Origin of the sequence: Porticoccus hydrocarbonoclasticus MCTG13d (assembly GCF_000744735.1) — a bacterium.
Taxonomy (GTDB): Bacteria; Pseudomonadota; Gammaproteobacteria; order Pseudomonadales; family Porticoccaceae; genus Porticoccus; species Porticoccus hydrocarbonoclasticus.
The window spans coordinates 110,697-123,797 of the sequence record NZ_JQMM01000001.1; the positions used below are offsets into that span (position 1 = coordinate 110,697).

Here is a 13,101-nt window from a genome sequence, read left to right on the forward strand (position 1 = left end):
TGAGAACCAGTCCTTCCCCCGAGACAAAGGTTTGATTATTCCGCCTGCGACTCCATGACAAAAAAGACATCCCGATAGTAGGTCAGCTCGGCAATAGAATCCTTGATATCTGCCATGGCGAGATGTGAACTCTGTTTATTGAAGCCTTTCATCAACTCAGGTCGCCAGCGTCTGATGATCTCCTTCACACTGCTGACATCCAGATTGCGATAGTGGAAAAAAGCCTCCAACGACGGCATCTGTCTCGCCAGAAAACGGCGATCCTGACAGATAGAGTTGCCACACATCGGCGATTGCCGTTCATCCAAAAACTGTTTCAAAAAGGCAATGGTCGCCTGCTCCGCCTCTGCCAGCGTCGTTGTACTGTTGCGCACCCGCTCTGTCAGACCCGATTGACCGTGCTGACGTGTATTCCACTCATCCATCCCCGCCAGCATGGTTTCCGGTTGGTGAATGGCCATCACCGGGCCCTCTGCCAGAACATTCAGGTCCTTGTCGGTGACGAGCGTAGCGATCTCGATAATCGCATCTGTCTCGGTATCAAGGCCCGTCATTTCCAGATCTATCCAGATCAGATTGAGGGGGTGCCTGACTGTAGTCATATCATTCATTAGGCTTTTCTTTTGCTATGCGGATTATATTGTCAAGATGCACTAGGCGCTCCTCGCTGCGGCTGATTTCGGCATTGAGTTCGTCCGTTTCGGAATCACCCGAGCCCGGGAGCTGTCCCTTCAGTGTCTTGATCCTTTCTGTAGTCTCCTGAATTTCATGCTCCAGGGTTCCGATCTTCTCTGCCCGATCGGCCTTGTCAAAAATAAGGGCCTCCGGTGCCGTCTCCGGTGGTTCAACGGAGACGGCCTGCTTGGCAGGCGCCATAAACCTCTCGCCGTTATTGAACTGACGCTGATTCATAAATGCCGGGGATACAATCTCGATACCGGCACCATGAAGTTTATCCAGCACCTCGCGACGCAATCTGCTCCGCATCGTCAACAGGTGCTTTACCTCTTCATAGTAACCGGAAATTCGGTAGCTGACGGAAAAGTCGCCAAGTGCCCGAATCTGCATAAACGGCTCTTCCAGCTCTGCTGACAATGCCGCTTCTTTAAGCAGAGGCTCGATTTCATAATGGGGGATATCGTAGCCCAGCGAAAGATCACAGGAAATGATAGTACCAGAAGAACGAATGACTATGACCGGGTTCGCCGCCAGAAACAGGTTTGGCAAAGTAATTAAATCACGATCTTCGGACTGTATTTCGGTGTGAAACAGGCCCCGCTCAGTGACGCGGCCAAAATGCTCGCCAGCACGAATGAAATCACCGTGATGGAAGCTTTTTACTGCCCTTAACATCAAACCCGCCATGGCATTCGCAACAAAGGTTGTCGATGAGATAGCCACCACAACGGACAACAGCAGCCCCAGCAGGCTCAACAGATCACCGCGAGTGGATTCACTCACGGGTAACACCAGGATAACAATCACCAGTGCCAACGCCGTCAGCGCCAACATGGTCACCTGACCGGGAAGCTTCGACTCAGTGGACAAACCCGCGCGACGCAACAGCAGCCAGTTGGCGAGCCACAATCCCAATATTATGATAACCAAGGCCACCAGCAACGGGATAAACCCCGCTAGTGACTGGTAAATTTCCTGAAAATCAATCATCTTTTGTGCCTGTCCCCGGTTGAACATATGCTATATCCTCCGGGGCAACTAAGCCAGCCACTGCGGCTGTCCGGGCAAGAAGAGGAGAAATATTGTCCAAGCGTCATTTAACCAAACAACAGCGCCGACGGATACTGGAGAACCAGCGTCGAGCACAGTCGTCCACTGACAGACCGGATTCGCCGGAGAGCCAGACGACTACAGATGGCCTTGGTCCTGAACAAACCGGCAGAATTACCGCGTGTTATGGCAACCGGGTATTAGTGGAGTCCGACGAGCACAAAGGCGAGGTACACCGCTGCTATTTGCGAGCCAATCTGCCCTCTATTGTCACCGGAGATCGGGTCACCTGGCAGAATGGAGAATCCAATGGCGTGGTGGTAGCCATCAGCCCCCGTAGCTCCGAACTATGCCGACCCGACAACCGCGGCAAGCTGCGACCAGTTGCAGCCAATATCGACTGTATTGCTGTTGTCATAGCCCCTTTTCCCGAACCCCATGCCAACCTGATAGATCGTTACCTGGTCGCTGCTGAACGCCAGGGTATTAAACCCATCCTGATTCTGAACAAAATTGACCTGATTGCCGAAAATCAGCACGAAACACTGGTCAGCCTGATGGATGATTACAAAAAGCTGGGGTATGACTGCCTGCTGGTATCGGCTCATACCGGAAAAGGCATTGACGAACTCACAGACTATTTGAGCACGCGCACCAGTGTCTTTGTCGGGCAATCGGGCGTGGGTAAATCTTCATTGCTGAACAGCATCGCCCCTGGAACAGAAGCAGCTGTGGGAGCACTATCGGAGAGCGCAGCAAAAGGGACACATACCACGACCACAGCACAACTCTTTCATCTACCGAGTGGTGGAGAAGTGATCGATTCGCCGGGTATCCGCGAATTCGGACTCTGGCATCTTGAACCAGACGCCATCGCAGAGGGGTTTGTAGAGTTCAGAGCTTTTCTTGGCTACTGTCGATTCCGCGACTGTCGGCATCAGGGAGAACCCGGTTGTGCTCTGCTCCAGGCCATTGCTTCCGGTAGCATTAGCGCAACTCGCTTCAGTAGCTACCAGCAAATTGTACAGAGCCTAGAATCTGACCAGCAGTAAAGCCATGGGGTTTTTGATGTTACAATCGCGCCTCGCATGAATGGGAGCAATTATGACTGAGTTACCTAAGTTACTGGAACCGGAGTCACTGGTTGAACTGCTTGAACGACCTGACATCCTGCTGATTGATGTTTGCAAAGATGAAATATACAGCCGGAGGCATATCCCCGGCGCTGTGCATGTGTCAACCAAGGAACTGATGAATGGCGGCCAACCATGGCCCAACAAACTGCCCTCCCCCGCGCAATTGGACGCACTGTTTAGTCGAATCGGACTGACAGCCGACAAACATGTAGTGGTGTACGATGATGAAGGAGGTGGCTGGGCAGGTCGGTTGATCTGGACACTCGATGTTATCGGCCATCAAAACTGGTCGTACCTCAACGGCGGACTCATTGCCTGGTACGCCGAGGGTTTCCCCACCACCGATGAAGTTCCTCCACCCGAAGTGGCCGAATTCGAGGCGAATGTTGATCGAGCAGCGATTGTCAGCGCCGAGGATATCATGGCTCTGGATGCTATCAATGATGTACAAATCTGGGATGCCCGCAGTATTGAGGAATATACGGGAGAAAAGGTAATGGCCGAGAAAGGCGGCCATATTCCCGGTGCTATTCATTGCGAGTGGACCAGCCTGATGGATCGCGAACGCAATATGCGGATTCGTCAGGATGCCCTCGAATACCTGACCTCAGTGGGCATCTCTCCCGATAAACCCACCATCACCCACTGCCAGTCGCATCACCGTTCAGGCTTTACCTATCTAGTAGCCCGCCTGCTGGGTTTCAGTAATATTCGCGCCTACGATGGCTCATGGTGGGAGTGGGGAAATCGATCCGACACACCCGTGGAGCAGGGGCGGTGAATGATTTCCTTGCCGAGTGGTTTGTTGCCCTGCAACGGCTGACCCCACAACACCAGCTGTCCCGGCTGGTGTCAAAACTGGCTGAGAGCACCCACCCACGGACAAAAAACCTGCTTATCCGACAATTCATCAAAACCTATAACGTGAATATGGATGAAGCAGTCGGCAGTTCCGACAATGACTACACCAGTTTCAATGATTTTTTCACGCGCTCACTGAAACCCGAGTCGCGCCCACTTGACGACACACCGGGAAGTATCGTTTCACCGGCGGATGGCACTATCAGTCAGCTGGGGGCAATCACCCAGGGACGTATTTTCCAGGCGAAGGGCAGGCATTTTTCAGTGGACGCGTTATTGGGCGAGCACAGCCCTCGGAGCGAACAATTCCTTAATGGGCAGTTTGCAACCATTTATCTGTCTCCCCGAGATTACCACCGGGTACACATGCCCATTCACGGATCACTGGAGTATTGCCGCTACATCCCCGGCAAACTGTTTTCTGTCAATACCACGACAACCCAGCATATCGATGGCCTTTTTGCCCGAAATGAACGCTTGGTAAGTTTTTTCAACACAGAAAGAGGTCCTTGTGCCATTGTCATGGTAGGCGCCATGCTGGTAGCAGGCATTGAGACTGTATGGGGAAATTACTCCCCGGGGAAACTGAAAACAGAGCAGTTTTCGGATAACCAAGTCGCTCTAAAAAAAGGGGAAGAAATGGGCCGATTCAAATTTGGCTCAACTGTTATTCTATTATTTGAAGAAAATTCAGCGAGTTGGGATGAAACCTGCGGGCCTGGAACCACAGTTCAAATGGGGGAAAGAATGGGTCGGTTATAAGGTAATCCAAATTGAATCCCGCAGTCCCATCAGAGACGAAACCGATCCCGAAGCGTGGCATATAGCCCGCCCTGACGAGCTGGCGTTTCAATTTTGGCATCATCAGAAACAACCGATTCCATTACCCGTTGTGCATTTTTCATAAAAATGCCACTGACAGCGGCAATGTCCACATCGTAACCGGACAAATCGAGATCTCTTGCAATAGCTAACTTGGAAACGGATTTTGCTTTTGACTGACCACTTTTCTCCAGAATTCTCCGGGATATACCCTCATCCTTGAGATCAACCAGAATATAGGCCCCTGAGGCCTGCGTGTTTTTCGGATCCAACACCGCAACCTTTGGCGTCAAACGGGATTCCGCATGTTGTTCGACAACAATACCGACATCTCCGGTCGTCAACTCCACCAACGTACCTGTAGGGTAGAGGCCGATCGACTGGATAAATTGCACCACCAGATCATCCTGAAACTTTTTATCCCGTAGATTATAGAGCAGGCTCACCGCCCTGGATGGTGCCACCGGCGCCTCAGCTTCGCGGGGATTTGAAATAGCATCGTAGGTTGTCGCTATACCGGCAATCCTAGCCAATAGAGGAATTTTTCCACCCTGTAACCCCTCTGGAAACCCACTGCCATCGTGACGCTCGCAGTGAAAACGCACCACAGAGACAACGCGTGGTTCAACATTACTACTGCGTAACATCTCAACACCGTAGTCGACAAATTTTTGGTATTCAGTGACTTCTTCGAGCGTACGCTTTCTTTTCCGCAACAGTCCGTTGGGCAATTTAATTTTGCCGATATCCTTCAGCAGTGTGCCGAGGCAAAGCACTGACATTTCCTCTTTTGGCATACCGACAAAGCGGGCGAATTGCACTGCCCATAAGGCTGAACGCATACTGTGGTCATGGCTGTGCTGGTCTTTGAGGCGAAGCCGTAACAGCCAGGTAAAGGCATCGGGGCACCTGACAACGCTGTTGACCATGTCCCCTACGGAATCTTTCAATCCCTGATAATCAAAGTCCCGGCCTTTGGCGATTTGTTTTACGGCCAGGGCAAAATGGCCACGGAGCTGCATCAAACCCTTTTCGGCGTACTGCACCTCTTCGGTAAGAGGGACAACCTTCCCATATACACCACGCTTGACGTCAATTGGCGATGCTTCAGCGGCCAGACCTCTCGCCCTGGAGGATAAAGCAGGGGACGCCCTGGGTCCGGCTTTCGATGGTTGCTGCACAGCAACTGCCGGACTTGAGCCCTTGGTAACATCTATATACACGTATTCACAGTAGTTGCGCAGCGCACTGATCTCCTTGGGACTTTTAACAAGGAGGCCTTGAATGGGAAAGGGTGTCTGACTCCAGGGACGATCAAGACAAGAGACATACATCCCCATCGTGATGTCTGCGACACTTACCTTGACCTGCTTGATGCTCATACTGATGCACACTCAAGTTTATAAATTTAAATAAAGCCTTATTGTCATACAGCCTTTGCACAAGGCTATTTTCATCCTTTAAAGAGTATTCTGATACGAAGCAATAGCAACCGGGAATGCACAGTCGGTCTAATTATGAGACAACTGGTCAGCCTATTTAGATTTACTTGTGGTAATTCACTGAATAACTGTGAACTGCGTCAATAAAAATTCCAGCCTTCTCGGGGCTGATGTCTGGCGTGATTCCATGGCCAAGATTGAATATATGACCTTCGCCACTGCCATACTGACCGAGGATACTGGCAACCTCCTGACGAATTCTTTCAGGTGACGCACGAAGTGTTGCCGGATCCATATTTCCCTGGAGCGCCACTTTGGCGCCTATACGTTGGCGAGCATGACCAATATGTGTCGTCCAGTCCAATCCGACCGCATGACAACCTGAATCCGCAATGGCTTCAAGCCACTGTCCTCCACCTTTGGTAAAGAGAATCACCGGTACCTCTCGACCCTCGCTGTGTTTGGTCAGACCGGCAACAATCTTGCTCATGTATTTGAGCGAAAACTCCTGGTAAGCAGTATGGGAGAGAGCACCACCCCAGGTATCAAAAATCTGTACTGCCTGTGCGCCAGCTTCTATCTGCGCGTTGAGGTAGGCGATCACCGACTCTGCGAGCTTCTCAAGCAGTTGGTGAAGCAACTGTGGCTGGTCATAGAGCATAGTTTTACTGCGGGCAAAGTCGCGACTGCTCCCGCCCTCAATCATATACGTTGCCAGCGTCCAGGGGCTTCCGGAAAACCCGATCAAAGGCACCCGACCATTGAGTTCACGACGAATTGTAGACACGGCATCCAGCACATAGGGAAGATCACTGGCTGGATCAATCACCTGGAGACCGGCAATATCCGCCTCGGTTCTGACCGGTTTCCTGAAACGCGGCCCTTCTCCAGCTTCAAAATAGAGCCCCAGTCCCATGGCATCCGGGATAGTGAGAATATCCGAGAACAGAATTGCCGCATCTAGTGGGTAGCGCTCGAGTGGCTGGAGCGTGACCTCGCAGGCTAACTCGGGATTGGTACAGACAGCCATAAAATCCCCGGCTGAGGAACGGGTCTGGCGGTATTCTGGTAAATACCGGCCCGCCTGACGCATCATCCATACCGGAGTTACGTCGACAGGTTGGCGCAACAGGGCCCGAAGAAAACGATCATTTTTTAGTAGAGCCATTGGTTTGGAGCCTTGTGGTCAAACTTGCAGGTAATCCAGAATACCTTCCCCTGCCTGGCGCCCTTCCCAAATTGCGGTCACCACCAAGTCCGAACCACGCACCATATCACCCCCGGCAAAAATCTTTGGATTGCTGGTCTGAAACTTGAAGCACTGATCTTCGGGCGCTATGACGCCCTGCCAGTCATTGAGCTGAACGTTTTTCTCGCCAATCCAGGGGGCGGGATCAGGCTGAAAACCAAACGCAATCAGGATGACATCTGCCGGCAGAATTTCTTCGCTTCCCGCAACGGGCGTGGGCCGACGGCGACCTTGTTCGTCCGGTTCACCCAGCTCTGTAGTAACCACTTTAACGCCCTCTACACGACCATTGCCAACAATCTCAACCGGTTGGCGATTAAACAGGAACTGCACTCCTTCTTCCTGGGCGTTTTTCACCTCACGACGGGAACCCGGCATGTTCTCCTGATCTCGCCGGTAGGCACACACCACCGAGGTCGCACCCTGGCGAATGGATGTTCTATTACAGTCCATGGCAGTATCACCACCGCCCAATACCACGACCCTCTGCCCGGCAACACTAATAAAATCGTCAGGGTTCTTTTCCCAACCCATGTTGCGATTGACATTGGCCACCAGAAAAGGAAGCGCATCGTAAACGCCGGGGAGGTCTTCCCCGGGAAAACCACCTTTCATGTATTTATAGGTACCCATGCCAAGGAAAATGGCATCGTACTCTTCCAGCAACTGGTCGATGGTCACATCGACGCCAATCTCGGTGTTGAGTCTGAATTCCACACCCATATCTTCAAGGATGACACGGCGATTTTGCATCACCGACTTCTCAAGCTTGAACTCCGGTATACCGAAAGTCAGCAAGCCCCCAATTTCCGGGTAGCGGTCAAATACGACTGGTCGAACACCGCCCCGTACTAGAATATCGGCACAACCAAGACCCGCTGGCCCAGCCCCGATGATAGCTACCCGTTTGTCAGTCCACGACACGTTGGACATATCTGGACGCCAACCCATGGCAAAAGCGGTGTCGGTAATGTATTTCTCCGCACTGCCAATGGTAACAGCACCAAAATCGTCATTCAGGGTGCAGGCGCCTTCACAAAGCCTGTCCTGAGGACATACCCGTCCACAGACCTCGGGGAGCGTATTGGTCTGATGACAAAGCTCCGCTGCTTCAAGAATATTGCCGTCAGACAATAGCTTTAACCAGTTGGGGATATAATTGTGAACCGGGCACTTCCATTCACAGTAAGGATTACCACAATCCAGACAGCGATGTGCCTGACTGGCGGCCTCCTTTTGTTCGAATGGCTCGTAAATTTCGACAAATTCCCGGGTGCGACTGAGCAATCCCTTTTTTCCGGGCTCTTCTCTACTTACCTGCACAAACTGGAAATTGTTGTTCAATCTTTGCGTCATAAGTGGAAACCTTTACTCAACAACAGCCTTATTGGGGTGCAGCACGAGTGTGTTCAAGCAAGCTTTGCAGACTCGCAGCCTTGGGCTTGACCAGCCAGAATTTATTGAGGAGGCTCTCCAGGTTTTCGAGGACCTGTTGCCCCCAGGCACTACCAGTTTCTTCCACAAATTCCTTGATCAGACTTTCCAGATTGTGGCGATAGGCCTCGGTTGCCTCGCTGGTGATACGCTGAATATCGACCAGCTCCATATTATAGCGATCGACAAAAGTTCTCTCCTCATCCAGCACATAGGCAAAGCCACCGGTCATGCCTGCACCGAAATTCGGACCAGTATTGCCTAGCACCACCACTACGCCTCCCGTCATATACTCACAGCAATGGTGTCCAGCACCCTCAACCACCGTGATACAACCCGAGTTGCGCACCGCAAAACGCTCACCTGCACGGCCGGCGGCGTATAGTTTTCCACCAGTGGCACCATACAGGCAGGTATTGCCAATAATCGGTGCCTGATTTGAAGAAAACCTACTGGCTTCGGGCGGCGCAATGACAATTTTACCGCCAGCCATTCCCTTACCGACGTAATCGTTGGCATCCCCCCGCAAATAAATATCCAGTCCACCCGCGTTCCAGACACCCAGTGATTGACCTGCGACGCCGTGAAGATTCAATTTCACCGGCGCGTCGGCCATCCCCTGATTACCATGGCGCTTGGCGATCTCACCAGACAAGCGCGCACCAATAGAACGATCACAATTACTGACGGAGTAGTGGTACTCTCCGCCTGACTTTGCCTCAATTGCTGGGAGTATATCCTCAACCATACGCTCTGCCAGATACCCCTTGTCAAATGGCGTGTTTCTTGAAACCTGGCAGGTCTGCGGTTTGCTTTGTAACAGCTCATCAGTGTAGATAATCGGCGATAGGTCGAGCTTTTTCTGTTTTTCCGTCACGCCGGGTAATACTTCCAGCAAATCCACCCGCCCCACGAGTTCTTCAAGACTCCTGACCCCGAGGCGCGACATCCACTCGCGGGTTTCTTCTGCCATGAAACGGAAGAAATTACGCGCCATTTCCACGGTACCTAGGTAATACTGTTCCCGGAGTGTCTTGTCCTGGGTAGCAACGCCCGTTGCACAATTATTGAGATGGCAAATACGCAGATACTTGCAGCCTAGGGCGATCATCGGGGCTGTGCCAAAACCAAAGCTCTCGGCACCCAGGATAGCCGCCTTGACAACATCCAGCCCGGTTTTCAAGCCGCCATCTGTTTGTACGCGCACTTTCCCTCTCAGATCGTTGGCTCGCAACATCTGATGGGTTTCCGACAACCCGAGTTCCCATGGGGAGCCCGCGTAACGAATGGAGGTCAAGGGGCTGGCCGCAGTGCCACCGTCGTACCCCGATATGGTAATCAGGTCTGCGTAGGCTTTCGCCACACCTGCAGCAATCGTTCCCACCCCCGGCCTTGATACCAGTTTCACGGATACCAGAGCGGTCGGGTTAACCTGCTTCAGATCAAAAATCAGCTGGGCCAGATCCTCAATAGAATAGATATCATGATGAGGGGGTGGCGAAATCAGTGTCACACCGGGGACCGAATAGCGAAGCCGGGCAATCAATTCGTTGACTTTACCACCCGGCAATTGGCCACCTTCCCCCGGCTTGGCGCCCTGGGCAATCTTAATCTGGATGACTTCTGCACTGGATAGATAATGCGGTGTCACACCAAATCGACCGGAGGCAACCTGTTTGATTTTCGAAACCTTGTTCGTACCAAAGCGTACCGAGTCTTCACCACCTTCGCCGGAATTGGAGCGTCCGCCCAGGGTATTCATGGCCTCGGCAAGGGCTTCATGCGCCTCCGGTGATAATGCGCCCAACGACATACCCGCCGAATCAAAACGTTTGATGATTTTTTCGATCGGCTCAATTTCTGCCATGGGCAAAGGCACGATGTCGTCACGCAACTTCAGCAAATCCCGCAGTGTTGCTATCGGGCGCTGATTAACCAACGCGGCATAATCGTGCCAGGCCGCATAATCGTTATTTTGCACAGAGCGATGCAACGCCTGGACCACATCGGGATTAAACGCATGATATTCCTGGCCGTGCACATATTTCAGGAGACCACCCGGGTTAACGGGCTTCCGATCACTCCAGGCTTCCCGCGCAAGTCGCTGCTGATCTTGCTGCAGATCTTCGAACCCAGCACCCTGAATACGACTCGGTGTATCGGTGAAGCAGAGGTCGACCACTTCAGATGACAGCCCCACGATCTCAAACAACTGGGAGCCCCGGTAGGATGCGATCGTGGAAATACCCATTTTGGAGAGTATTTTCAACAACCCCTTATTAATCGCCTTGCGATAGTTCTTAAAGGCAACATCGAGGTCACTGAGCAATTCACCGGATTGCACCAGATCACATAGGATGTGATAACTCAGGTAGGGGTAGACCGCCGAAGCGCCATACCCGATCAGCGCAGCAATCTGATGCGCATCCCGCGCCGAGGCCGTGCTGGCGATGATATTGGCATTGCAGCGTTCCCCCACAGCAATCAGGTGATGGTGGACCGCACCCACCGCCATCAACATGGGCATGGGCAACTGTCCTGGCACAATGTCGGAGTCAGACAAAATACAACAACCAATACCCGAGCGAACCGCCGCCTCAACATCAAGACACAAGCGTTTGACCGCCTGCTCCAAGTCGGTTTGTTCAGGATCGTAATTAATTCCAAATTTTTGAACCGGGTAGTCCGCGATATTGATATTCTTCAGCGCGTAATATTTGCGTGGCGACAGCACGGGACTGTTAAGGTTTACCCGGTGGCCATGCTCCTCGGTTTCCGTAAACAGGCAGTGTTCACGGCCGAGATGGGTCTGCAAAGACATCACCAGCGATTCGCGCAGAGGATCGATCGGCGGATTGGTTACCTGGGCGAACTGTTGGCGAAAGTAATCGTAAAGCGTGCGGTTTTTACTGGACAACACCGCCATCGGCGTATCGTCCCCCATCGAGCCTACTGCTTCCTGGCCACCTTCCGCCATCGGTCTGAGTACCTGATCACGCTCCTCGCGAGAGGCGAGAAACATTTTCATGTATTTATAAATTTCTTCGCGGGTCAGCGCGCCTTCCACTTCGATGGAATCCTGATCCATCGTCGACATGACTTTGACACTGCCATCCCTCAACCACTTTTGGTAAGGATTACCGGAGGCCAGCTGGCGATCCACCTCTTCTGAATCGATAATAGCGCCGGTCAATGTGTCAATCGAGAGGATATCACCCGGGCCAAGCTTACCCTTGGCAACAACGCTCTCCGGACTGTAGTTGTAAACACCCACTTCGGAGGCAACAGTTATGACATCGTCATCCGTCAATACCCAGCGGGAAGGACGCAGGCCATTTCTGTCGAGCGTACAGACGGCATAACGACCATCGGTGATCACCAGACCAGCAGGACCATCCCAGGGCTCCATGTGCATGGAAACGTATTCGAAGTAAGCTCTTTCATTGGGGCCAAAATCTTGGGTATTGTTCCAGGCAGGCGGCACCAGCAATCTGATGGCCTTATGCAGATCCATACCACCGGCAACTAACACCTCGAGCATATTATCCAGACTGGAGGAATCCGAACCGGTACGATTGACCAGTGGACTGACCTCACCCAGTTTCGGCAGCAAGGCAGTTTCAAATTTGGGTGTGCGCGCTACGGACCAGTTTCTATTGCCGGTAATGGTATTGATTTCCCCATTATGGGCAAGCATTCTGAAGGGTTGCGCCAGGGGCCAGCGGGGCATGGTATTGGTGGAAAACCGCTGGTGAAAGACGCAAATGGCTGTCTCGAGCTCGGGGTTTGCCAGATCGGGATAAAACTTTGGCAGATCCACCGGCATCATCAAGCCTTTATAACTGATGACATTGGTGGAAAGACTCGCAATGTAAAACGCTTCGTCCTCAACCAGGGCTTTTTCTGCTCGCCGAGTCGCCATATATAGCGCCGCATTGAGCTGCTGCTCACTCATCTCGCCGGCGGTAACAAAGACCTGCTCGAAGACGGGTAATGTTTCCAGCGCGATTTCACCGAGGCAGGCATTGTCGGTAGGCACGTGGCGCCAACCGACCACCGATAATCCCTCGCCAAGCAATGCTTCAGAGAGCACTGTTTTGGCTTTTTCACGACAGGAGGCATCCTGACTGAGCATGATCGCACCAATCGCATAAATCTCTGGCAACTCCACAGAGAAGAGCTCACGAGCAAGCTGCCGCATGAAACGATCGGGCTTTTGTATCAGCAAACCACAGCCATCACCTGTCTTGCCATCGGCGGCAATACCACCACGGTGGGTCATGCAGGTTAATGACTCGATGGCTGTTTCCAGAATACGGTGACTCGCCTGCCCCTTGGTATGGGCAATCAAACCGAAGCCACAGTTATCTTTGAACTCATCTAACCGGTAGAGGCCAGTGGACATAATATAACTCTAGGTAAAATACAA

Annotated in this window: 9 protein-coding genes; 3 read left to right on the plus strand and 6 right to left on the minus strand. The window is 52.3% G+C overall.

What is annotated here, in order from left to right:
- Window positions 1-35: 35 nt before the first annotated feature.
- Together orn and U740_RS00555 are read right to left on the minus strand one after the other, a co-directional pair.
- Window positions 36-611 (minus strand): oligoribonuclease, encoded by a 576-nt coding sequence (gene orn, locus U740_RS00550; protein WP_349677634.1) that lies wholly within the window; start codon window positions 609-611, stop codon window positions 36-38.
- A complete protein-coding gene (locus tag U740_RS00555) occupies window positions 604-1,668 on the minus strand; it encodes a mechanosensitive ion channel family protein (RefSeq protein ID WP_036860941.1) in 1,065 nt (354 codons plus the stop codon). The genes orn and U740_RS00555 overlap by 8 nt, the downstream gene beginning before the upstream one ends.
- Before the next feature lie 92 nt (window positions 1,669-1,760).
- Here U740_RS00555 and rsgA point away from each other — a divergent pair, with 92 nt between their 5' ends.
- The 3 genes from rsgA to asd are packed head-to-tail and all read left to right on the plus strand — an operon-like array spanning window position 1,761 to window position 4,487.
- The gene (gene rsgA / locus U740_RS00560) at window positions 1,761-2,780 is read left to right on the plus strand and encodes a small ribosomal subunit biogenesis GTPase RsgA (RefSeq protein ID WP_036858431.1); all 1,020 of its coding nucleotides are present in this window, start codon (window positions 1,761-1,763) and stop codon (window positions 2,778-2,780) included.
- A 52-nt stretch (window positions 2,781-2,832) separates the two neighbouring features.
- Window positions 2,833-3,645: a sulfurtransferase gene (locus tag U740_RS00565; protein WP_036858432.1), complete on the plus strand. Its 813-nt coding sequence runs from the start codon at window positions 2,833-2,835 to the stop codon at window positions 3,643-3,645.
- Window positions 3,642-4,487, plus strand: a complete 846-nt coding sequence (gene asd, locus U740_RS00570) for an archaetidylserine decarboxylase (protein ID WP_036858433.1) — start codon at window positions 3,642-3,644, stop codon at window positions 4,485-4,487. The genes U740_RS00565 and asd overlap by 4 nt, the downstream gene beginning before the upstream one ends.
- A gap of 29 nt (window positions 4,488-4,516) precedes the next feature.
- On the opposite strand, the gene U740_RS00575 is transcribed toward asd, so the two are convergent.
- The 4 genes from U740_RS00575 to gltB all read right to left on the minus strand — a co-directional run bounded on the left by U740_RS00575 (window position 4,517) and on the right by gltB (window position 13,077).
- Window positions 4,517-5,929 carry a cyclic di-GMP phosphodiesterase gene (locus U740_RS00575; protein WP_051921093.1) on the minus strand — a complete coding sequence of 471 codons (1,413 nt, stop codon included), beginning with the start codon at window positions 5,927-5,929 and terminating at the stop codon, window positions 4,517-4,519.
- Between the two features lie 163 nt (window positions 5,930-6,092).
- On the minus strand, window positions 6,093-7,157 hold the full coding sequence (gene hemE / locus U740_RS00580; RefSeq protein ID WP_036858434.1) for a uroporphyrinogen decarboxylase: 1,065 nt from the start codon (window positions 7,155-7,157) through the stop codon (window positions 6,093-6,095).
- Between the two features lie 18 nt (window positions 7,158-7,175).
- On the minus strand, window positions 7,176-8,594 hold the full coding sequence (locus U740_RS00585) for an FAD-dependent oxidoreductase (protein WP_036858435.1): 1,419 nt from the start codon (window positions 8,592-8,594) through the stop codon (window positions 7,176-7,178).
- 28 nt (window positions 8,595-8,622) lie between these two features.
- Complete coding sequence (gltB, locus tag U740_RS00590; protein ID WP_036858436.1) at window positions 8,623-13,077, minus strand: glutamate synthase large subunit; 4,455 nt, start codon at window positions 13,075-13,077, stop codon at window positions 8,623-8,625.
- Window positions 13,078-13,101: the final 24 nt, after the last annotated feature.